General features: G+C 40.1%; 16 protein-coding genes. 8 read left to right on the top strand and 8 right to left on the bottom strand.

Annotated features, from left to right (window positions below):
• The first annotated feature begins 458 nt into the window (after positions 1 to 458).
• Both AC5JL8_RS23510 and ftsE read left to right on the top strand, forming a co-directional pair.
• Positions 459 to 1,214, top strand: coding sequence for a WecB/TagA/CpsF family glycosyltransferase (locus AC5JL8_RS23510; RefSeq protein ID WP_495882121.1), 756 nt, complete (start codon positions 459 to 461; stop codon positions 1,212 to 1,214).
• A gap of 173 nt (positions 1,215 to 1,387) precedes the next feature.
• Positions 1,388 to 2,134 carry a cell division ATP-binding protein FtsE gene (gene ftsE / locus AC5JL8_RS23505; RefSeq protein ID WP_495882090.1) on the top strand — a complete coding sequence of 249 codons (747 nt, stop codon included), beginning with the start codon at positions 1,388 to 1,390 and terminating at the stop codon, positions 2,132 to 2,134.
• Positions 2,135 to 2,250: 116 nt separating this feature from the next.
• Here ftsE and AC5JL8_RS23500 read toward each other — a convergent pair whose 3' ends face one another.
• Together AC5JL8_RS23500 and AC5JL8_RS23495 are read right to left on the bottom strand one after the other, a co-directional pair.
• On the bottom strand, positions 2,251 to 3,018 hold the full coding sequence (locus AC5JL8_RS23500; RefSeq protein WP_495882089.1) for an armadillo-type fold-containing protein: 768 nt from the start codon (positions 3,016 to 3,018) through the stop codon (positions 2,251 to 2,253).
• Positions 3,019 to 3,354: 336 nt separating this feature from the next.
• Complete coding sequence (locus AC5JL8_RS23495) at positions 3,355 to 3,939, bottom strand: hypothetical protein (protein ID WP_495882088.1); 585 nt, start codon at positions 3,937 to 3,939, stop codon at positions 3,355 to 3,357.
• A 450-nt stretch (positions 3,940 to 4,389) separates the two neighbouring features.
• On the opposite strand from AC5JL8_RS23495, the gene AC5JL8_RS23490 reads away from it, so the two are divergent.
• A complete protein-coding gene (locus AC5JL8_RS23490) occupies positions 4,390 to 5,337 on the top strand; it encodes an alpha/beta fold hydrolase (protein WP_495882087.1) in 948 nt (315 codons plus the stop codon).
• Between the two features lie 115 nt (positions 5,338 to 5,452).
• Here the strand turns inward: AC5JL8_RS23490 and AC5JL8_RS23485 are convergent, their stop codons facing one another.
• Both AC5JL8_RS23485 and AC5JL8_RS23480 read right to left on the bottom strand, forming a co-directional pair.
• Positions 5,453 to 5,986, bottom strand: a complete 534-nt coding sequence (locus tag AC5JL8_RS23485) for a DUF4330 domain-containing protein (protein WP_495882086.1) — start codon at positions 5,984 to 5,986, stop codon at positions 5,453 to 5,455.
• Between the two features lie 221 nt (positions 5,987 to 6,207).
• On the bottom strand, positions 6,208 to 6,372 hold the full coding sequence (locus AC5JL8_RS23480; protein WP_495882085.1) for a hypothetical protein: 165 nt from the start codon (positions 6,370 to 6,372) through the stop codon (positions 6,208 to 6,210).
• A gap of 64 nt (positions 6,373 to 6,436) precedes the next feature.
• Between AC5JL8_RS23480 and AC5JL8_RS23475 the strand changes: the two genes are divergently transcribed.
• Positions 6,437 to 7,291, top strand: a complete 855-nt coding sequence (locus AC5JL8_RS23475; RefSeq protein ID WP_495882084.1) for a M48 family metallopeptidase — start codon at positions 6,437 to 6,439, stop codon at positions 7,289 to 7,291.
• A 50-nt stretch (positions 7,292 to 7,341) separates the two neighbouring features.
• Here AC5JL8_RS23475 and AC5JL8_RS23470 read toward each other — a convergent pair whose 3' ends face one another.
• Positions 7,342 to 8,103 (bottom strand): metallophosphoesterase family protein, encoded by a 762-nt coding sequence (locus tag AC5JL8_RS23470; RefSeq protein ID WP_495882083.1) that lies wholly within the window; start codon positions 8,101 to 8,103, stop codon positions 7,342 to 7,344.
• A gap of 304 nt (positions 8,104 to 8,407) precedes the next feature.
• Here AC5JL8_RS23470 and AC5JL8_RS23465 point away from each other — a divergent pair, with 304 nt between their 5' ends.
• Positions 8,408 to 8,692 (top strand): DUF2470 domain-containing protein, encoded by a 285-nt coding sequence (locus AC5JL8_RS23465; RefSeq protein ID WP_495882082.1) that lies wholly within the window; start codon positions 8,408 to 8,410, stop codon positions 8,690 to 8,692.
• Between the two features lie 114 nt (positions 8,693 to 8,806).
• On the top strand, positions 8,807 to 9,472 hold the full coding sequence (locus tag AC5JL8_RS23460; RefSeq protein WP_495882081.1) for a Uma2 family endonuclease: 666 nt from the start codon (positions 8,807 to 8,809) through the stop codon (positions 9,470 to 9,472).
• A 107-nt stretch (positions 9,473 to 9,579) separates the two neighbouring features.
• On the opposite strand, the gene AC5JL8_RS23455 is transcribed toward AC5JL8_RS23460, so the two are convergent.
• The 3 genes from AC5JL8_RS23455 to glgP all read right to left on the bottom strand — a co-directional run bounded on the left by AC5JL8_RS23455 (position 9,580) and on the right by glgP (position 12,907).
• Positions 9,580 to 10,374 (bottom strand): Tab2/Atab2 family RNA-binding protein, encoded by a 795-nt coding sequence (locus AC5JL8_RS23455; protein WP_495882080.1) that lies wholly within the window; start codon positions 10,372 to 10,374, stop codon positions 9,580 to 9,582.
• A gap of 28 nt (positions 10,375 to 10,402) precedes the next feature.
• Positions 10,403 to 10,603: a VOC family protein gene (locus AC5JL8_RS23450; RefSeq protein WP_495882079.1), complete on the bottom strand. Its 201-nt coding sequence runs from the start codon at positions 10,601 to 10,603 to the stop codon at positions 10,403 to 10,405.
• A 90-nt stretch (positions 10,604 to 10,693) separates the two neighbouring features.
• Positions 10,694 to 12,907, bottom strand: coding sequence for an alpha-glucan family phosphorylase (gene glgP / locus AC5JL8_RS23445; protein ID WP_495882078.1), 2,214 nt, complete (start codon positions 12,905 to 12,907; stop codon positions 10,694 to 10,696).
• Between the two features lie 1,612 nt (positions 12,908 to 14,519).
• Here glgP and AC5JL8_RS23440 point away from each other — a divergent pair.
• Both AC5JL8_RS23440 and AC5JL8_RS23435 read left to right on the top strand, forming a co-directional pair.
• Positions 14,520 to 15,194, top strand: a complete 675-nt coding sequence (locus AC5JL8_RS23440) for a DUF6875 domain-containing protein (protein WP_495882077.1) — start codon at positions 14,520 to 14,522, stop codon at positions 15,192 to 15,194.
• Positions 15,195 to 15,220: 26 nt separating this feature from the next.
• The gene (locus AC5JL8_RS23435; RefSeq protein WP_495882076.1) at positions 15,221 to 21,187 is read left to right on the top strand and encodes an amino acid adenylation domain-containing protein; all 5,967 of its coding nucleotides are present in this window, start codon (positions 15,221 to 15,223) and stop codon (positions 21,185 to 21,187) included.
• Positions 21,188 to 22,613: the final 1,426 nt, after the last annotated feature.

Here is a 22,613-nt window from a genome sequence, read left to right as displayed (position 1 = left end):
GTGTTCTCCAAACAGCAGGGTGGATTTACTTCTCTAAGAAGATTAGCCACAAATTAAGCTCCTTATGCTGAGAGTATACTGGCTCAGATGAAGCTTTCGTTATTTTTGAAGATTACTGAGTACTATTCAATAATCTGCCTAAGGGAAATAATTGAGAAATTATTCACCTCGCTTTTAAGGAATGCATTAGCGTTACCAACCATTTGCAAAAGTTTACTCTTAATTTGTTATGAAAATCCTATAAGATATTTTTATAGCACAAATATTCTATATATAAACTTGACCAAATCTTTTAAATAACCTCAAGAAGATAATTTACTTAGGTTTATCCATCCAACCAAGCAGTTGATTGTCGCCAAAATTACAACAAGCAACATATTAAAAAATTTGATAAACTAACGGTCTAGAGAGTCTGGTGTGAAGCTAATTAAGAATCGGCTATGTCTAAACCACCTAATATGTCTAAACCGCCGAAAGCATTTTCTGTGTTGGGGATGCCAGTTCATGTGATGGCTAACTATCCAAGCTGGTTACTAGAGAGCCTGCAACAAGGCAGAGGAACTCACGTGGTAACGCTTAATGCAGAAATGACTATGCAGGCAGAGCGAGATAGTGCCCTAGCTAAGGTGATTCAAGATGCCGAGTTAGTAATTCCAGATGGGGCAGGGGTAGTTCTGTATTTGCGATGGCTGTTATGGCAAAAAGTACAACGTTGTCCGGGGATTGAGTTAGCAGAAACACTATTGCGAGAACTAGGACAACAGCAGATAGGCGCAAAGGTATTTTTCTATGGAGGAGCGCCTGGAGTAGCTGCAAAAGCGGCAGAATTTTGTCAGCAGCAAATCCCAGGTTTGTCCATAGCAGGTACTCACACAGGCTACCATTCTCCAGAAGAAGAAGAACAATTGCGGCAAACTCTCAACCAGTTGCAGCCACAAGTAATTTTTGTTGGCTTGGGAGTACCACGCCAAGAGTTATGGATTGCCAAAAATCGCTATTTGTGTCCCCAAGCAATTTGGATTGGTGTTGGTGGCAGTTTTGATATTTGGTCAGGTACGAAAACCCGTGCCCCTTCTTGGTTAGGAAATAACAATTTAGAGTGGCTGTATCGGCTTTATCAAGAACCTTGGCGCTGGCGGCGGATGTTGGCTTTGCCAGAGTTTGCGCTGAAGGCCTTTATTTATCGCTTGACTGCAAGAGGCGCAATTAGTTAATAACTGACGGAAAATTTTTGAGGCTTTATTACTGGGTAGTAATAATTACTAAAAATTGAGGCACTTTAAGAATTTTAGGTTTGAGGTTGGAGATTCCCAGGTTTTGTCTGGGAATCATTATTTTGTATGGAATTTTCCATCTCAGTCCTCAATTTGTTCCTAATAATTCAGCAATGCCAGTATTAAGCACTCAAGAAACAACTAATACATCTGTTAATCAGCAGGACAGTGAAACTCAAAAGCACAGTGGCAATGCTCCTGTAATTTTGCAATTACAATCTGTAACAAAAACTTATGCCAACGGCTCTCACGCTTTGTTGGATGTGAACCTAGAAGTCAAACAAAAAGAATTTCTATTTATAACTGGGCCCAGTGGTTCTGGTAAATCAACGCTTTTAAAACTGCTGTATGGTGAAGAGTTAGCCACGCAGGGAGAAGTGATTGTTGATCAATGCAATGTGGCAACTTTGCGGGGCGATCGCTTGCCATTATTGCGGCGACGCATTGGCATTGTGTTTCAAGACTATAAACTGATTCCCCAGCGGACAGTAGCAGAAAATGTAACTTTTGTGCTGCAAGCTCAAGGTTATACTCGCAAAGAAATTCAACGACGTTTAGAACCAACTTTAAAGCTAGTGGGTTTGCTGGCTAAAGCCGACTGCTTTCCAAGCCAACTTTCTGGCGGCGAGCAACAACGGGTGAGTATTGCACGGGCGATCGTAGCAACGCCACCAATACTTTTGGCGGATGAACCTACCGGCAACCTTGATCCAGATAATTCCTGGCAAGTGATACAGATTCTTCAAAAGTTAAATTCTTTTGGAGCAACGGTAATAGTTACGACTCACGATGAACAACTGGTACGGCGGTGCAATCATCCAGTGGTACAATTCCGCAATGGCCGAATGTATCGAAAATAGCCATGAAACAATTCAAAATGAAGAAATAGAATCCTGGCTGTTGGCTCAATGCAAATTAAATACACAACAGCTTAGTCATTGATCAACCGTTTTAACTAATGACCAATGACTAATAGCTAAGAAATAATCAGAGTTTTGGCTTTTGCGGATACAGGTATAAAAGGTGCTACTGCGCTAGATGGGATATTTTCCAAGCGATCCAAGGCTTGCAAACTCTCGAAAGCTGCCTCACGAATTACTGCTTCCTCCTCCTTACTTATTAAAAGCCGCAAACATTCAACAGCATTTTGTTGCACTACAGAATCAACCCGCTTACGAGTGATCAATTTAGTGAGCTGCCGCACGGCAATCAAACGCTTCAAGGAATCTGATTCAGTTAAGTTGACCAATAGCTGATCGAGGTGGTCTTCTTGCTGATTTCCATAAAGACCGAAGATTTGCCAGACTAACAAAATTAAGGTTACTACCATTCCTAAACCTTGCATGATCACAGTGGCAGCAATCCAGGGACTGTTAGAATCAACCCAAATTGCCGCCGCCATGTAAGTACTAACGGTAGCAATGCCACCACTCATCACAGCTAAGATTAAGCGACGGTTTGGGCCGTTTAAAAACCTTCGCATCTCAGACCAGTGCCGTTGCCAATCCCACTTCTGCATCGAGTAAACTAATAACATTACCCCAATGCCGATAAGCAGTGCCAACAGAAGTTTCCAGTTCCACAACAGCATAGCAAAGACGATTGTAAGGAACCCAAGAACGCCTCCAGGCCCAGAGAAACGCTTAAAAGTTCGCTGCTTTGTGGCTCTTGCCTTGAAATTTGTCAGCGACCAGTTGAAAAGCTGGTTTATTAATTGCTGCCAAGAAGACGAAGCCTGTGCCACGGTTGTTTACCTACTTACTAGATTACAAGATTATTTAATGTGTGAGTTTTTCCTAGAATGAGGGAAGAATGCAGACACCAGTTTCTTTGTGGCGTAGCCATTGGCTGGGTTCAAGGCTGTAGATGCCCGTAAACGCAAATATTACAAGAAGCACGACTTCTCGTAAAGTAGCGGTTTGCCAAAGGTTAAGCTAGAGGTTGAATTATACTTCACCCTTTACGCTTCATGCTTTCCCAGTACCTAGGGCTGTCATTGACAATCAATAATACTCTATTAAGAATACTTGGACAGTAACGAAGCAGAGCAATTTTGTTACTGAGTTTTTAGAGTTGGGAGTTAAAAACAAAAACGAAAGTTATCAAGGGTGAATTGACCATCAAAAGCACAGAAGGTTACAGAATGAATATTATTTGCTGCTACAGATAATAATGTATTTGGAGGAACTGCGGAGTCAGAATTAGCAAGATTCGCTCCTGGTAGCACTGCTTGGGTAAGCAGTTGGCGATCGCAATTATAAGCAGAAAGCACCAGACGCTGTGAACTTGTGACAAAAGCACTAACCCAATTCACAGGATGCAAAAAGGTAGCTTCCAACATTCCACTCTTAGGCGATCCCATTAACACAGTTAGTCCTGAGTAAGCTGGAAAAGCTGGATTTGATGGTTGTATAGCTAGAGAATTGTGAAATATCACGCCCCAACGCTCATACTGGCGTTCCACTGCTTCAAAACATTTCAAATCTTCTAAGTCTAAATAAATGCAAGTAGGTATATTTTGTTTAACGGTATCAGCGATATTTTCTACCTGATCCCGCAAGGCTGAAGCTATAACTTGGTTTTTTATATTACAGTTGTCAAGCGCAAATTTAGCGTCTTCAAATTTAAGTATTTTATCCGATTGAAGAATAGCCTGCTTTACCATGACACCACACGTTACCATTGCCGAGAGAATAATTTAGATTAATAAATTCCATCAAAAACTATATTTTCTGCATGCAGTGCTAAAATCAATGCCTGTTTTTGATGATTGGCTATAGTATTTTTGATGCTAATAGCATCCGTAATGTTTCTGATAGATTATCATAAAAAACTCAGCCTCTAATAAGTCTCTAAGTTATAGTGGATAATTATATAAAGCCTTGCATGATAGTAAATACAAGCAAACACCAGCAGTATTTATCAAAAAAAATATCACATAAACTTTACACAAAATTCAGTAATTTTATACCTACTTAATCTGACGTTAGTGAGAAGTCGAAGAATTATTGGTTAAACGATAATAGTGGTGAGTTTGAAGCCAATAACTAAGCACTTTGGGGTGAGACAGTTTCACCTGTGCCAAGCAACCACAACAGTGAATAAAAAAATACCTATGTTTCAACCACTGGGATTTGAGCAACGCTCTATTATTACCTCACTGGGTAGAATGGTTTACTATACTGCCACTGGCTCAATTTGGCAGAACGATGCGATCGCGCATTCGCGTAGCGTCCCGGAGGGAACTAGCGCAGCACCGGAGGCGATCGCAAAAGGCGATCGGGAAACTTTGGTATTTCTACACGCCTTTGGTGGCGGGTCTTCTGCTTATGAGTGGTCGAAAGTTTATCCAGCTTTTGCCAGCGAATACCGTGTGATTGCGCCAGATTTAATCGGTTGGGGTAAATCTGAGCATCCAGAACGGAATTATCAGATTGAGGATTATTTGACAACGATTCGGGAGTTTTTAGAGCAGACTTGTACAGAACCTGTAACAGTTATTGCTTCTTCCCTAACTGCGGCGTTGACAATTAGAGTTGCGATCGCCCATCCTAATTTATTCAAGTCCTTAATTCTGACCACACCCGCCGGACTTTCTGACTTTGGCGAAGACTACTCTCGCAGCTTTTTTGCTCAGTTAGTTAGCGTTCCCATTGTTGACCGCTTGCTGTATAGCACTGGAGTCGCTACCAGTAACGGTATCCGCAGTTTCTTAGAGCAACGGCAATTTGCCCAGCCTAGTCGAGTTTATCAAGAAATTGTAGATGCTTATCTCGAATCAGCACAGCAACCTAATGCTGAGTATGCAGCGCTATCTTTTGTCCGAGGTGACTTGTGTTTTGATTTGTCACTGTATATTCAGCAGTTAACAATTCCTACTGCTATTATTTGGGGGCAAAAGACAGAATTTACTGGGCCAGGAATTGGTCGCCGTCTTGCCGATATCAATCCCCAAGCGATCAGAATTTTTCAACACTTAGAAGATGTAGGGTTAACGCCTCAGTTGGAATTACCAGCAGTAACCATTGGCTTAATTAGGCGCTTTTTACCTTTGCTAAATTAGTAATATGTCAGTAGTCAGTGGGAAATTCTAACTGACTATTGGCAATTTTAGTATTAAAAAATAGCCACCATTTGCGGAGGCTATAGAGGAAATATTAGCAGCAAAATTGAAAATACTATTTATCTTTCAATCTTAAATCAATCACAGTGGCATTGAAGTTGTAATTAAAGCCTTCTAACTCAAAGGGCATACCAATTTTTACTTTGCTGTTACCTAGTACTGGGCCATTTGCAGTCACTTGTGCTTTACCTTGTAAAGTCAACAGCATATCTGTACTAAAATTGTTGGATTTTGGATCTGGCATTTCTTTAACAGATCCGTCGGGTTGAAAGACATTCACTGTTCTAGGTAGTAATTTAATAGATTGAATTCCAATTTCACCGTGAGGTTGATTGCGGATGATGACGTTAGTTTTACCACCTGCTTTCAGCCCTTTGTCAAACAACTGCTGAGGATCACGGACATTCAAACCACGAACTACCAAATCTACTTCCATCGGTACTGTTTTAGCACCCACTTGAGCAACAGAACCGGAAGTACCGGGAAAGAAAAAGATGCCAAATATAACTAGTAAAATTACTAGTACAGCACCGAAATCGAGGAGGTTGATTTTGCCGAACAAGCGACCTTTGGAATCTAAAATAGCCATAAAAACTTTTCCCAGATATGAGCGGAGTAATTGATTGTAGCAGCAGGCTTTATAAGGGTCATGGCAATGTTCCCTACTTGGTAAGCACTAGAAGCGACTGGGCGTTGCGGTCATGCGACAGTTTATCACGACTTCTGAAATTACGGGACGAGGCAGCCAAGTTTCGGAATTATTGCCTTTAGTTCTCAGTTGGTAACTATAAACAAAAAGCTGAATTGCAGTTAAGAATTAGCGATCGCGTAGATATTCTCTAGAGTGATTATCGGAGCGTAGTCTCGAAGACAAGCCGACTCGTCTTTTTTGGTAATAAGGAAAGAGTTTTCATCATGGCAATCTCTTGGGTTTACACGGACAATCGCATCTTCAGTCTGAAGTTTAGAATGCAACTTATAAAGCTCTAAATTCGTCTCATAATTTAATGTTCTCCCAGGATTATTCTCAGACCGGACTATGATGAATTGGAAAGGCTTTTTGGCAAATTACTGTTTGTGGCGGCGTCGCTGGTTTTATCCGTTGATTTCAGTGGTAGTCGCCCTGAGTGTGTGCTTGAGTACACCCATGCCAGGAAAGGCTATAGATTTATTGCCACTTCTATTCCAGGGTGTCCAGGTATTTCAGCTATCTAATATATCTGATCGCCAGGAAATTGATCTGGGCAAGCAGATTAATCAGCAATTGCAGAGTGGTGAAGTGAGAATTTCCCGCAATTCAGAAATTAATCGCTATGTGGAGCAAATTGGACGACGTTTGGCAGCTAATAGCGATCGCCCCAATCTTCCCTATACCTTCCAAGTTGTTCAAGATGACGGTATTAACGCTTTTGCTACTTTGGGAGGCTTTGTTTATGTCAACACAGGTTTGCTGAAAGCCGCAGAAAATGAAGCAGAACTGGCTAGCGTCATGGCCCATGAAATTGGTCACATTGGCGGTAGACATTTAGTTAAACAGATGCGCCAAAGAGCGATCGCTAGTGGTGTAGCAACAGCTGCAGGTTTAGATCGCAGTACAGCAGTAGGAATTGGTGTAGAGCTAGCGTTAAATCGTCCCCGCAGCCGTCAAGATGAATTTGATGCCGATACAAGAGGATTAAGAACTTTGACACGTAGCGGTTATGCTCAATCTGGAATGGTTTCCTTTATGCAGAAGCTACTAACAAAGGGTTCTGTTCCGACATTTTTGAGTACTCACCCTGCAACCAACGATCGCATTGAATCCCTCAAACGCGCCATTAACTCCCAACCTAGCAATAGGCGTGAAGGTTTAGATAGTGCTGCTTATAAAGCTAATATCCGTGCAATATTGTAATTTAAATACACAATGCGGAGTTAATAATCACCTGCTCACCTTATCTACGATTAAGCTCGCTGCTTGTTGCGGCGAGTTCCTCTAATTTCGGCCGGATCAATATTAACTGTTGCTTCTGCTAAAGCCAAGGTGCGGACGCGCTTTCTAAAAACATTTACTTGATAAACTAAGTTATTTGTAATATCCAATCCAGTCAACCAGCCACTCCGGGGATGGTAAGCACCAGTATCTATGTCTAACCACCCCTGCCCTTGCGCTAGTTGGCCAGGACTAACGCCAGGTAAAGTAAAGGTGATGGTGTGACCGATAATAATCTGCTTATCGGGAAAGAAAGGTTTTTCTATGCTGTGAAATTCGTCTCTAATCCAACAAAATTGCTCGGCGGTTTGTGCTGCCAAAGGCAGCGCCGGATCAACACCAGCATGAGTTAACCAAAAATCACCTAAATCAAGATATGTAGGCAGAGCTTGAAACCACTCTAGGTGTTCAAGGGGAATCGTCGCTTCTTGGTAACTAGCTACAGTCGCTTGTCCTCCAGCGTATAACCAAGCTTGCATTGCTGGGTTAGAGGAGCCTCCATTGGTCAAAACATTTAATAACATCTGCTCATGATTTCCCAGCAGACATGGGTAGTTATTTTTTTTGACAAAATTAACTACATGGGCGCTCTGAGGCCCACGATCAATTAAATCTCCCAGGAAATAAAGTTGATCATTTGATGTAGGAGTGATTGCTTCCAACAAAGCCATCAATCCTTCATAGTGACCATGTACATCCCCAATGACAATCCGACGTTGGCTGGTTTCGCTCATTTGCTCTTAGCTTGAATGATATTGCCTAATAATTCTGTTACAGTTTAATCTGTGTAAATTCCGCAAATTAAAGATAAAAAACCCTTGACAAATTGTATTTTATGCTAATTTAAATCTTTTTTCTCGAAATGTAAAAATAAGATGGACTCGCCAAGCTGCAACATGGAGCCTACTAGCTAAACATCATCTATAAATGCAATAGGCTGAAAATAAGGCTATTTCCAGCAAGCTGTAAATCAGCAAATTACATCCAGGTTAGCGTAGAATTTACGCAGTTGCGGTATTGCTTACTTGGAATCTTACAATGTCTAATGAATTTTCGGCTGAAATTAGCTCGCGCATCTGCAACCATATGAACGAGGATCATGCTGATGCGGTCGTTCTTTATGCTAAAGCGTTTGGCGGTGTAGCGGATGCGACAGCAGCACATCTGCTTTCAATAGATTCTCAGGGTATGGACTTGACAGCACAAGTAAATGAGGAAACTGTGCCACTTCGGATTGCGTTTGATCATGTGTTAGCAGATGCAGAAGATGCCCATCAAACTTTGATTGCAATGGTGAAGCAGGCACGAGTGAAGGCAAAATAGCTGAATCACACAAAGGAATACCAAAAAATATGTAATTCAGCATTCATCGGGTGTTTACCCTTGAATAATGGACAACTTAGTTTAAACCTAGATTTTGGGGGTTCATAACTGCTTATGTTCAACTACAATCCCTTAGAGTGCCTACCTTCATCGGCAGAATTACCAGATTCAGATGACACCCCTGTGGATAACGAACTGCAAATATTAATTCCCAACTTATTGTTAGCTGTCTTATCCGCTATTTGGCAAAACCGTGATGATTGGTTTTTTGGCATCAACATGGGGATTTATTATACACCCAGTAAAAAACCTGTTGTTCCAGATGGATTCTTAAGTTTGGGTGTAGAACGTTTTGTTGGTGAAAATGGTCGTTCCAGCTATGTTTTTTGGGAAGAAGAGGGAATTCCACCAATTTTTGCTTTAGAAGTTGTTTCTCAAACTTACAACGGCGAATACGAACAGAAAAAAATTGATTATGCAGAATTAGGTATCTTGTATTATGCCATTTATGCACCAACTCGCCTCCAGCGTAAGCGCCAACGCTTAGAAGTTTATCGTTTAGTTGACGGTCAATATATCTTACAACCAGGTGATAAAATTTGGATGCCGGAAATTGGTTTAGGTATGGGACGGGAACAGGGTACTTATCAAGGAAGAACGCGGGAATGGTTATATTGGTATGATGAGAATGGTAACAGATACACAACACCAGAAGAACAATTACAAAATTTGTTAGCCAGATTACAACAGCAAGGAATTGACCCTAACACGTTTGCTTGAAAATAGAGGTGGGAAGGCAAGGAAGGGGAGATAGATCTGTTGCAAGATGATAAAGAATTCGTATAATCCAGAACAAGCATTCACGGTCTATCCGATTGTGATGTAGGTTAATCTTCTGCCTGTAACAACCAAAAACCACTGTAAGTCATACCAGAATCATCAGGCTGTATCAACAAAAAGTGCAAACCTTGACTTTGCTGTTTGCGTTGTTCATAAACTTTGGCAGCAGATGCAACTTCTGGATCTTGGAAGGTGGCGACAATCCATCTATCTACTAAACCTGCTTCTAACACCAAGCCATCCGGCTCACCGACAATATAATTTAAAGCTACAGGACGGGCTTGTTGTAACCACCGTGCTAAACGCATTGATTGCCTTCCCCCATAGATGATGACACCAGGAACTGGCAATGTTGACGCTAAAGCCAAATTGATCGGCTTGAGCAATTCTGGCATATGCAAAATGGGAATAGGGCGATCGCTAAATGCTGTTTCTAGATCACCAGCACTGAGAGTAGCAAAGCGCCACTGTTCGCCCCAGAGATTTTCTGGTAAGGGTGCAGGAGGTGGTTTATCCAACGCTAAAGAATATTTTTTCTCGTGCAACCACTGCTTCAATGCCAAAGTGCGACGGGTAGGTTCGACATTAATACCTAAATTACGTCCAGCCGTCTCAATCAAACTCAAAGACTGAGGACGAAACACTTGAATCACATCTGGCAGTTTTTCACCTGCTGCTAGCTCAATTTGAGCAGTTACCCAAGTTGAATTTGCTTCTGCCTGGGGACAGGTAGCCATATACTCTAAGCTACGAGTCGCATCACAAATCAACAACTCCCACAAAATTTGTCCAGTTGTATCTTGCTGTGGACTACGATAAAAATCAGCCTGCCATACACGCATATTAGTTAATCATCTTTTATCAGATCAGTTAACCGTTGCTACTAGCGCTCAGATACCTTTGTAAACGCTGATTTAGGGTTCCTGTATGTAACTCAAATAAATCATTGTTGTAGTTGTAATACAAGGAACGTCCTTCGACACGGCTTCTACCTTCCCTAACTTCCACCCCAAGGCTCCTAACTATGTTCGCATAGAGTTCGTAGTCCTGTTCAGTTATTTTCCCTAACATTTTAGTAAAACTGATAATTCGCTCCTTTATTAAAAGAAAAGGGCAGGTTTGAAACCTACCCCTACATGGAACCAGGAAATTTAAAATCTTCTAAACCAAAACTTTAGCCAAAATCGGTTCTACTCTAGTAGCAATTTCTGGGATATAAACCTGTGTAACGTAGTCTGCAATCATCCTGTCTGTGTTGAACAGTGGCGCATTCGTCTTAATCGATGTCTTCATCATCTGCACCCAACGGTGGGGTATACCTTGAGCATCTTGGTCATAATATAGGGGAACAATTTCCTCTTCTAAAAGCTGATATAAGGACTGTGAATCAATACGATCTTGCAATTCTTGATCGCTGGTGTGAGCATCTTCACCAATTGCCCAGCCGTTAATTCCCTTACCATCACTTCCGGCTTTGTAGCCTTCACACCACCAGCCATCTAGAACGCTGCAATTGAGTCCACCATTAAAGCAGACTTTTTGCCCACTCGTACCGGACGCTTCTAGGGGACGACGAGGGTTGTTCAACCAAACATCCACGCCTTGCACCAGTTTTTGACCGGTGTAAATGTCGTAATCTTCGATAAAGGCAACTCTGTTAATAATCCCTGAGTTGTGACACCACTCCATCAAACGTTGGATAATTCGCTTGCCTTCTTCATCAGCTGGGTGAGCTTTACCTGCAAAGATAATTTGTACTGGACGTTTGGCATTACCAAAAATCTTTAGTGCCCGTTCTGCATCGCGTAAAATCAAATCTCCGCGCTTGTAAGGGCTAAAACGTCTGGCAAATCCAATAGTTAGCACGTCAGGATCTAACAGTTGTTCAGTAGCTTGAATGAGTTGATAATCTTCACCTCTATTTTCCCGTGCTTTTTTGACTTTATAACGGGTATAGGCAATCAGCCTTTCTTTAAGGATGCGATGTCGCCACCACAGTTCCTCATTGGGAATTTCGTCAACTTTAGCCCACATCGCGGGGTCAACAGCACGAGTTTGCCAGTCTTCTCCCAAATATTGATTGTATAAGTCAGTTAAAAGCGGAGCTGTCCAAGTTGGTGCATGAACGCCATTAGTAATGTATCCAATTGGAACTTTATCTTCTGTCCGCTGGGGATAGAGAACTGTCCACATCTTACGGGAAACTTGCCCATGCAATTCACTAACACCATTACAGGCACGAGACAATCGTAAGGCCAAAACAGTCATGCCAAAGGGTTCCCAAGGATCACCTAATCGTCTTGCGCCTAATGCTAAAAATTGCTCGCGCGAAAGCCGTAGTTGCGGCCAGTAGTGGGCAAAGTAAGAGTCGATTAAATCGGGGGAGAAGACATCATGTCCGGCGGGAACTGGGGTGTGGGTGGTGAATACACAACTATTCCGCACTTTGGCTTCAATATCGTAGAAAGATTTGCCAGTCCGCTCAATTTCCAAGCGGGCAATTTCTAAAGTGCAAAATGCAGCGTGTCCTTCGTTGAGGTGATATACAGAAGGTTGAATTCCTAAGGCTTCTAGTGCCCGTACTCCGCCAATTCCTAAAACAACTTCTTGGGCGATGCGGGTTTCTAAGTTACCACCATACAAATGTCCAGTCAGCCAGCGGTCGATGGGGTCGTTGTCTTGGCGATCGCTATCTAGTAAATATAAAGTTACTCGCCCTACTTTTACTTGCCATATTTGGACTTTCACCTGCCTTTGGCGAATTTCTAGTTGGATAACAAGTGGTTCCCCTTGCTCATTTTTAATTAATTCGACGGGCATCCGATGAAAGGGGTTGTCAATGTAATAATCTTCTTGCCAGCCGTTACGGTTCAAGCGTTGCCGAAAGTAACCTTGGCGATACAGCAAGCCCACACCTACCATCGGCACACCTAAATCAGATGATGATTTTAAGTGGTCGCCAGCGAGAATGCCTAAGCCACCAGAGTAAACTGGTAGAGATTCATGGATGCCAAATTCGGCGCAAAAGTAGGCGATGGGGCGGTCTTTGGAAAATTTTGGTGCAACACGGCTTACCCAAGTATCTTGCTGGGTCATGTATTGATCAAATTCACGCGCTAAGGCGGAAATTTGCTTCAAATAAAAAGGGTCTTCTGCTAATTGAGTCAGACGTTCGTAGCTTGCTGACTCTAAAATTGCTACTGGATTATGCCCACAACGTTCCCACTCTTGGGGATCTATAGTTTTAAATAGCGCAATGCGATCGCTAGTCCAACTCCACCAATAGTTATAAGCTAAGTCTGCCAAACGTTTGAGTGGAAAAGGTAATTTTTCACTCAAACGTAGCGCTGCGGTATTTGCACTGCTGTTAACCATACAACTTTAAGCTCTCTGTTACTTTTTTCTATTTCTTTGAACATCTGCTTCCAAGCAATTGCTCTTCAGGTTTAACGCACCGGAGTCTTCATTCGTAAATTTCTCCCCCTGAATTTGGAGCAGTTTATCGACATTAAACTTGATCCGAATGAACGGTTTTCCTTGATTTTTGTCTTTTTAGAATTATGCCTGCTTTATCAGCATTTTTTTTATAACTTGAATCACGTTATTTTAAATTATTTATTTTCTTGTTAATATTTATTCAAATTAGCAATTTTCAACTACCATGAAATGGTAATTTCAAAATATATAGTACATTTTAATAACAACTCAGTAATTTATCAAAAGCTGGTTACAATAAGCTCATACTAAATATTTAGCATTATTTGAATTTAAACTTTATTCTTAAAACTTACCAAAAATAATAAATAAAAATGTAGTGTACAATTTTCTTCTCATAAGACAAAACTATACTTTTATAAAGCAAGTATAGAAAACTCAGTCCTAATTCTAGCCATACATTCAGTCAAATTATCGTCTTTTCTGTGTCATTTTTAGTAAGCAAAGGCGCTTACTAAAGATTTTAAGGTAGTGCAGTACACATTTACTGCTCAAAGCCAAGTATCAAAGCTGTTGTAATTCAAAATTTATACATGATGTGAATTAGAAAAGCTTCTTCTCTTATAAGGGTTGATAGACTGACCCAAAATCCTAGTCTAATCAAGAATGACGAAATTACAAGGGTTTCAAAATTTTATTCACGTTAAATGTAATTTATAATTCTGAAAATCTACTTTCATAGAACTCAGATTCAGTTGAGATAGTTACGTAACATTACTTGTTGATTAATTGGATATAGTCTGAAATTCACACAAGAATGCTATGATAAAAACTTTACTCAGTACAGCATTTAAGATGCTAGTAACAGCCTAAATGCTAGGTAAATAGTATTTTTACGTAAAGATTCCATGAATTAACATAATTATTATTGTGTAATACGCAATTTTATGTAAATCATTAATAAGAAGTTTGACAAAACGCTTTCAATTTTATGGCAAATGCTCTTTATGTACTTGATTTCTAAACAGTAGGTACTGTTAATATGCTGCTTTTAATAGAACCTTTTACCAGGATTTAGCAGTTCAGTATCTATCTGCAAATAATCTTCTTACATAAAATTTCCCAAAATTAACCTAATTATTATAATTTAGGGAATTTTATGTAAATAACTAATGGATATTAAAAGGCTTTTGGCTGTTAATAGACTGCCATTTTAACTGTAATATGGCTAGTTTAGCCTTGATTTCAGATACACAAAAATTTTCATATATTTGAGGTGGTTAATTGCTATTACTTTGTTGCTACATATCCAAGTTTTGCTATTACACACTTCATCTAATTATATTATTTAACCAAGCTGATTTACGATAAATTCAAAATTTTAATAAACCTATTTATGCTATTAACTATATACAAAGCAAAAACATACTAACAGGGTTATAGAAGTATATAGTGTAGGTTTTGTTTGATTTGTAGTAATTTAACTTACTCTATATGAGAAATATTTCTATTTAATAAACTCAGACAAGCAACCTCGGTTTATAGGAATAAGATGCAACTATATACACCTGATGAAATTGACCAACTCCAGCAAGATCTGCCGTACCTAGTAGAAATTTGGCAATGGATGAAAACTTTTTTGGCTAGACCTCATCCCGATTTGGGTAGGCCTGGCCCTGTTTGTCCATTTGTACCTAAAGCATTAAAATTAAACTACATTCGCCTCAAAGTTATTCGTATTAACAATCTAGTTCACAAACAAATTCAAGATATAGTTCTAGCTTACCGAGATACTTTTTTAGCATTAGAGCCAAGAGAAACTGAAGATGCTCTAAATAAAGCTATCATACTAATTTTTCCTGATGTTAAGCATGAAGATGCTCCTAGCATAATTGATAGTGTACAAAAGCAACTTAAACTTTTGTTTGTTGAGTCAGGGCTGATGCTAGGAGAATTTCATAAACGTAATGAAACGCCTGGTTTGCATAATCTTAATTTTCGTCCTCTTCGTAGCCCAATACCCATATTAGCTATTCGTTTTATGGTTGAATCTGATCTTCCTTTTCTTCAAAGTGCAGATGATCCAAGCTTGCGGGTGAAATATCTCGAAGCTTATTTAAAGCGCTTCGATAAAGAATTTAAAAATGAAAATAATTTTATTAATGCTAATCAAGCATTAGCGTTAGCAAAAAAACAACTAAAACAAAAACAATTAGTTTGGTTTTGATTACAACAAGATAATAGCAATTCACTATGAATACAACTAGCAATAAATTAGACTATCAACCAAATCTTCAACTAGATAGTTTAATGGTTACCAATGCTGTTCGAGTTATACAGGAACAGGATGATACCGAAACACTTTATACCAATGCTTTTTGTATTCATGAATTATTTGAAGGGCAAGTTAAGCGTACACCTGATGCAATAGCTGTGGTGTTTGAAGGACAGCAATTAACTTACCAACAATTAAACACCAAAGCCAATCAACTTGCACATTACCTACAAAAGTTAGGAGTTCGTCCAGAAGTATTAGTTGGTATTTGTATAGAACGCTCCTTAGAGATGGTAGTAGGGCTGCTGGGTATACTCAAGGCAGGTGGAGCTTATGTGCCGTTAGATCCAGCATATCCCCAAGAGCGTTTAGGCTTCATTTTAGAAGATACTAAGACATCCATCATCCTAACTACAGAGCAATTAGCCAAAAATTTAGCTAGTCACAAGGCACAAGTTGTTTGCTTGGACTCAGATTGGGAAGTGATTGCCCACAACAGCCAAGAAAATCTTGCAACTGAAGTAACTGTTGAGAACTTGAGCTATGTCATATACACATCAGGTTCGACAGGACAACCTAAAGGTGTAATGATTTCCCATCGTAGTATCTGCAATACACTTTACTGGCGACAAACAACTTTTAAAATAACCGAACAAGACAAAGTTTTACAGACAATTTCTTTTAGCTTCGACCCCTCTGTATGGCAAATCTTTTGGCCCTTGTCGTTTGGAGGACAGTTGATTATGGCTCGTCCAGGTGGGCATAGTGACACTGCCTACCTTGTGCAAACGATTATCGAGCAGCAAATCACAATTATTGCTTTAGTACCATCGGTAATACGCGTCTTACTAGAGGAAAAAGGAATCGAAAATTGCCAATCTCTCAGACACGTTACTAGTGGTGGCGAAGCTTTACCAATTGAACTGATAAATAAATTCTGTGCTTATCTGAAGTTAGATAATGTTTTGGTTAATTGTTATGGGCCAACAGAAGCTTCCATAGATGCCACATCCTGGACTTGCCAACCTGGAACTAATTATATTTTTGCTCCTATTGGTCGCCCGATTGCGAATACACAAATTTATATCCTGAATGAAGATTTGCAGCCTGTCCCTGTTGGAGAACCAGGCGAACTGCACATTGGTGGTATTGGTTTAGCACGAGGCTATCTCAATCTTCCAGAGCTAACCGATAAGAAGTTCATTTCCAATCCATTTAGCAACGAACCAGGAGCGCGCCTATACAAAACTGGTGATTTAGCGCGTTATCTACCAGACGGCAATATCGAATTTTTAGGGCGTATTGATCACCAGGTGAAAATTCGTGGCTTTCGCATTGAACTTGGGGAAATTGAAACCACGCTCAGTCAGCATCCTGTAGTAAAACAGGCAGTGGTGATTGCACGAGAGGACATTGCTGGTGACAAACGGCTTGTAGCATATATTGTCCTTAACTCCCAGCCGGCGCCAACAATCAACGAATGGCGTAGCTTTCTCAAGCAGACCTTACCCGATTACATGGTACCTAGTTCATTTGTAATCTTGGAAGACTTGCCCTTAACACCTAACGGTAAAGTAGACCGTCGTGCCTTGCCTGCACCTGATGCATATAGTATCCTATTAGACACTAACTTCGTTCCACCTAGCAATCGCACGGAAGAAATTTTAGCAGGTATATGGAGTAAAGTTCTGGGTGTGGAGCAGGTAGGTATCCACGACAACTTCTTTGAGTTGGGGGGACATTCACTGTTAGCAACGCAAGTCATTTCCCGCATCCGTCAAGCCTTGACAGTAAATATTTCATTGCGATCGCTATTTGAAAATCCCACTGTAGCTGGGTTAGCAGTAATCATTGATCAACATCAGTCTACGGATATTAATTTTCAGTTACAAACAATTCCCAAGCTAGTCAACCGCGAGTCAATACCTCTGTCCTTTGGCCAGCAGCGAATGTGGTTTTGGGAACAACTACAGCCAGGCAGTTCAATTTATCACACTGCTGAGACACTGCATTTACAAGGCGACCTCAACATTACAGTACTGCAACAATCGCTGGATACCATTGTTGCCCGCCACGAAGCATTACGCACTAACTTTATTGTGCAAGATGGCAACCCAGTACAAGTTATTCAACCACCCCAAACAGTAGAATTACTGGAATTTAACCTCAAGGATATACCTGTTAGCGAACGCCTTGCCCAAATCGAACAGTTACTACAACAGCAAACGCAACGACCCTTCAACTTCGCATCAGACTTAATGCTGCGTAGCTGCTTACTACAAATAGACCAACAAGAGTACATCTTGCTATTGGTAATGCACCACATTGCCAGTGATGGTTGGTCGACGAATATTCTGTGGCAAGAGTTGGCTTCTTTATATCAAGCCTTTATCAGTGACAAACCGAATCCTCTACCAAAATTACCTATTCAGTATGCTGACTATGCCGTTTGGCAACGCCAATGGCTAACTGGTGAAATACTAGAAAAGCAACTTAACTATTGGAAACAGCAGTTAGCCGACGCTCCACCAGTCTTAGAATTATTTACTAACCGTCCTCGCCCGCCAATTCAGACATATCAAGGCGAAAGCCAATTTTTTACCATACCCCAGGATCTAAGCCAATCACTGCAAACATTATCACGACAAGAAAGCGTGACACTGTTTATGACATTGCTGGCAGCCTTCCAGACTTTACTATATCGTTATAGCGGACAAGAAGATATCTTAGTCGGCTCGGCGATCGCTGGACGTAATCATCAAGAAATTGAAGGGTTAATCGGCTTTTTTGTCAATACTTTGGCATTACGCAGTGATATGTCGGGTAATCCCAGTTTTCGAGAATTGCTGCAAAGAGTGCGCCACAGAGCTACAGAAGCCTATCATCACCAAGACTTACCGTTCGAGAAACTGGTTGAAGAGCTGCAACTAAAGCGCTCTTTAAGTTATCACCCCATATTCCAGGTGATGTTTATCCTGCAAAATACTTCTTACCAAGATTTGGAATTACCAGGATTAACCATCGCACCTAGAGAACTTAATACTCACAAGTCAGCATTTGACATCACCTTAGAAGTGTTAGAAACACCCAAAGGTATCAAGGGTAAGATACAGTACAATACCGACATATTTGATGCTGCCACCATCACTCGGATGATTGAGCATTGGCAGACGTTGTTGGCAGAGATTGTTACCAACCCAGAACAAAACATCTCAGCATTACCATTACTGACAGCTAGCGAACAGCATCAAATCTTCGTGGAATGGAATGACACTAAATTTGATTATCTCCAAGATCAATGTATTCATGAATTATTTGAAGCGCAAGTTAAGCGTACACCTCATGCAGTAGCTGTGGTGTTTAAAGACCAGCAATTAACTTACCAACAATTAAATACCAAAGCCAATCAACTTGCACATTACCTACAAAAGTTAGGAGTCGCTCCAGAAGTACTAGTTGGTATTTGTATGGAACGCTCTTTAGAGATGATAGTAGGACTGCTGGGGATACTCAAGGCAGGTGGAGCTTATGTACCTTTAGACCCCGCATATCCGCAAGAGCGTTTAGCTTTCATGCTGGAAGATTCTCAATTGACAATAGTTTTAACGCAAAGCAAACTGTTTTCTCGACTTCCATCTCATCAAGGCAAAGTAGTTTACCTTGATAGTAATTGGCAAGCAATAGCTCAACAAAGCCAGGAAAATACAGCTAGCAAGGTCACACCTGGCAACTTAGCGTACACAATCTACACATCAGGTTCTACGGGTAAACCCAAGGGTGTACAAATTCTACATCAAGCGGTAGCTAATTTTTTAGCTTCTATGAAGCAAGAGCCGGGACTTACTGCTGCGGATGTTTTGCTGGCGGTGACAACCATCTCTTTTGACATAGCTGTTTTAGAGCTTTTCTTACCCATCACAGTCGGAGCCAAGGTTGTTTTAGCAAGTCGAGAAGTAGCAGCAGATGCAAATCAGTTAATCAAACTGCTGGCAGAATCTGGGGCAACCGTAATGCAAGCTACCCCTGCCACTTGGCGAATGCTGATAGCAGCAAATTGGCAGGGCAACCAAAATTTAAAAATTCTTTGTGGTGGCGAAGCCATGACTAGAAGCTTGGCTAATCAACTCCTTTCTAGGAACGGTGCGGTTTGGAATATGTACGGCCCTACAGAAACAACCATCTGGTCAACCATTTACCGGGTAGAAGTTGGAGATACTCCAATTTTGATTGGTAAACCAATTGCCAATACCCAAATTTATCTAATTGACCAGAATCCAGAAAACCAAAACCAATCAATTAACGTAGTTCCGGTTGGGCAAGCGGGAGAGTTAGTGATTGGGGGAGTCGGTTTGGCGCGAGGCTATCTCAATCGACCAGAACTAACTAACGAAAAATTTATAAATAACCCCTTTAGCAAAGAACCTGGCACTCGTCTTTATCGAACTGGAGATTTAGCGCGTTATCTACCGGATGGCAACATTGAGTTGATTGGACGAGTTGATAATCAAGTCAAAATTCGTGGCTTCCGAATTGAGTTGGGAGAAATTGAAGCCACACTCAGTCAGCATCCTATAGTAGAACAGACAGCGGTGACTGTACGGGAGGATGTCCCTGGCGACAAGCGCCTTGTAGCATATATCGTCCCTAGCTCCCAGCCAACACCAACAATCAACGAATGGCGTAGCTTTCTCAAGCAAACTTTACCCGATTACATGATACCTAGTTCCTTTGTAATCTTGAAAGACCTGCCTTTAACCCCTAACGGTAAAGTAGACCGTCGTGTCCTACCCGCACCAGAATTTTCGCGGCTAGAACCACAAGCGACCTATGTTGCTCCTCGTAATGCAGCCGAACGCCAACTGATACAGATATGGGAAGAAGTTTTACGTATTCAGCCGATTGGCATCAGGGATAACTTCTTTGAGTTAGGTGGTCATTCTCTGCTAGCAGTCAACCTGTTTTGGCAAATACAAAAGACATTCGGACAAAATCTGCCTCTAGCGATTCTGTTTCAATCACCAACTGTCGAGGCTTTAGCTCAAATCATTTGTCAAGAACAACTCGAAACAAACAAAGCTTCAGCAAAAACAACTTGGTCATCTCTAGTGCCAATTCAACCCAAAGGTTCTAAGCCACCATTATTTTGTGTCCACGGAGTAGGCGGCGAAGTTTTGTGTTTCCGAGAATTAGCAATGCACTTGGGCACAGACCAACCATTTTATGGATTACAACCACAAGGACTAGATGGAAAACAGCCGCCTTTGACTCGCGTGGAAGATATGGCGGCACACTACATTCAAGAAATTCAAACGATTCAGCCGGTTGGACCTTATTTTCTTAGTGGTTATTCGTTTGGAGGTAATGTTGCCTTTGAGATGGCGCAGCAACTGCATAGGCAAGGTCAACAAGTAGCTTTGTTAGTGATGTTTGATAGTTGTCGTCCTGGTTATGATGTGCGTTTGCCATTTGTAAAGCGACTGGCTCAACATCTGAATAATCTTCTACAACTTGGGCCTGATTATCTTTGGCAAAGAACTCAGGTTTGGCGCAAGTGGAGTCAACACTTGCTCAAAAGTATAATCTACTCTTTCAAGCAGAAATCTCAGCGTTACTTGAATGTTCAGTCTTATTTGTGGGACACTGACCGACATCTCGAAATCACTGACGCTAATGTTGCGGCTATCAGCAAATATACTTTCCAACCTTACCCTGGCCGCGCTGTGCTTTTCCGGACTGATGATCAGCTTCGGGTCAATGCTGTAGGTATACAATACGATCCTCAATTCGGCTGGGGCGACATTGTGACTGGCGGACTAGATATTCATCGCATTCCTGGTTCTCACTTTTCTTTGCTTAATGAACCTTATGTACAAGTTGTTGCGGAAAAATTAAAGCTTTACTTGAGCCAATCTGCTGATGCACAATCAGGGCAGTTAATTACTTAATTATCCAGAATAAATTATTTTATACTTTATCTTTTGGCTTTAGGCGATCGCCTGATGGTGGATGCCTCGTCATCAAATAATCTAAGTTACAAACTCTTCCACTGCCTGAGTAAATACAGGTATTACTGTTTACTTTTAACCTAGCTATAACTTTAATATTTACATAACCTTAACTTAATGCAAGTATTAAGCAGCAAATATGATGTTAGCATCTTCATAAGGTATTTATTTATATAAAATTTTTATGAAATAGCGTCAGTAATATTGCGTATTGAAGGTTTTTATGACAATTATTAATTAAGAACACTGTTAAGCAATTGACGAAACGCTTGCAATATTAGTGAATATTGCCGTTTCTGCTACAGTTTCTGTTCTGACTTAAATTAGTATCAAACTTTTGGTTTTTACCGATTAGATACAGGCAACTACCATAGCTATGTTACATAGATTACCTTGGTTTTAATAAACTAAGGTAATAATTGTATGAAAATTTTTTATCAAGCATTTAGATTCTGTTATTAAACACTACACTTATGCTTTTAGACTAAAGATTTACTTACAATAAAAGCTCTGCTTAATCATAAGCACTGTATTTTTAACCAAATACGGGCAGAGGATACATTAACAGGGATAATTAGGGAAATTCCATGATGCTTGTTAACTAGGTTTTTATTTCAAAGACCTTAAAAAATTTTATATTTATTGAAATTTAGCGTATTTTATATAGCTAATAGATTTACCATATTTTGCGCTAGTTTCCTATTGCATTAAAATAATTAGTTTATTAGAGATTTTGGTGGTCGAATCTTGGGCTAGCTTGGATAATTCTAAACCAGCTTATCCTTTTGTTGCCTTATTTAAAAAGGTAATAAAATCTGAAACTATCAATTTTGTTAGACTATTTAATCTCTAGCAATTTGTAAAACTGTAATACGCTAACAACATATATTCCTTTAGTTAGAATCGCAAAATGCGATAAATGCCATAGGATCAATCTTAATATCCTAATAGAGGTGTAGCGAAATTTGTCAAAATAATTGGTAACAGATAAAACATTATGCTTCTCCCTATAAATTTGAAATTTATTTGAGGCTATTTTCAAAAAAAAGTCCAGTTTTAAGGCTAAAAGTTTAAATTTTGGCCATCTTTGAATCTAAAATTCCAACTTTATTATTAGCTATAATATGCAGGTTATACTGTAAAAACCCAAGTTCGATACTAACTATAATATAAGTATTTATATAGCATTTTAGAGGGTATTATTTAATTATAAATAGTATCAGTCCTAAAATTCAATGTAAATTAAAACTAAATGTAGTTGGCAAAAAAATCTCTAGTATTTTGATGGAATAAAATTAAACTAACCTATTCCTTTGCCATTATATATAAATATAAATTTTATTAAATCTAAATTAGTTAGTTCAAT

Source organism: Mojavia sp. (assembly GCF_059505145.1).
The sequence above is the reverse complement of the archived record's forward strand: the minus strand, read 5'-3'. Positions and strand labels throughout refer to the sequence as shown.

Excerpts from the sequence above, each read along its gene's own strand:
- AC5JL8_RS23475 (WP_495882084.1), top strand. The coding sequence starts at position 6,437 with ATGATGAATTGGAAAGGCTTTTTGGCAAATTACTGTTTGTGGCGGCGT.
- AC5JL8_RS23440 (WP_495882077.1), top strand. The coding sequence starts at position 14,520 with ATGCAACTATATACACCTGATGAAATTGACCAACTCCAGCAAGATCTG.
- AC5JL8_RS23450 (WP_495882079.1), bottom strand. The coding sequence starts at position 10,603 with ATGTTAGGGAAAATAACTGAACAGGACTACGAACTCTATGCGAACATA.
- AC5JL8_RS23490 (WP_495882087.1), top strand. The coding sequence starts at position 4,390 with ATGTTTCAACCACTGGGATTTGAGCAACGCTCTATTATTACCTCACTG.
- AC5JL8_RS23485 (WP_495882086.1), bottom strand. The coding sequence starts at position 5,986 with ATGGCTATTTTAGATTCCAAAGGTCGCTTGTTCGGCAAAATCAACCTC.
- AC5JL8_RS23455 (WP_495882080.1), bottom strand. The coding sequence starts at position 10,374 with ATGCGTGTATGGCAGGCTGATTTTTATCGTAGTCCACAGCAAGATACA.
- AC5JL8_RS23435 (WP_495882076.1), top strand. The coding sequence starts at position 15,221 with ATGAATACAACTAGCAATAAATTAGACTATCAACCAAATCTTCAACTA.
- ftsE (WP_495882090.1), top strand. The coding sequence starts at position 1,388 with ATGCCAGTATTAAGCACTCAAGAAACAACTAATACATCTGTTAATCAG.
- AC5JL8_RS23510 (WP_495882121.1), top strand. The coding sequence starts at position 459 with ATGTCTAAACCGCCGAAAGCATTTTCTGTGTTGGGGATGCCAGTTCAT.
- AC5JL8_RS23470 (WP_495882083.1), bottom strand. The coding sequence starts at position 8,103 with ATGAGCGAAACCAGCCAACGTCGGATTGTCATTGGGGATGTACATGGT.
- AC5JL8_RS23465 (WP_495882082.1), top strand. The coding sequence starts at position 8,408 with ATGTCTAATGAATTTTCGGCTGAAATTAGCTCGCGCATCTGCAACCAT.
- glgP (WP_495882078.1), bottom strand. The coding sequence starts at position 12,907 with ATGGTTAACAGCAGTGCAAATACCGCAGCGCTACGTTTGAGTGAAAAA.
- AC5JL8_RS23460 (WP_495882081.1), top strand. The coding sequence starts at position 8,807 with ATGTTCAACTACAATCCCTTAGAGTGCCTACCTTCATCGGCAGAATTA.
- AC5JL8_RS23495 (WP_495882088.1), bottom strand. The coding sequence starts at position 3,939 with ATGGTAAAGCAGGCTATTCTTCAATCGGATAAAATACTTAAATTTGAA.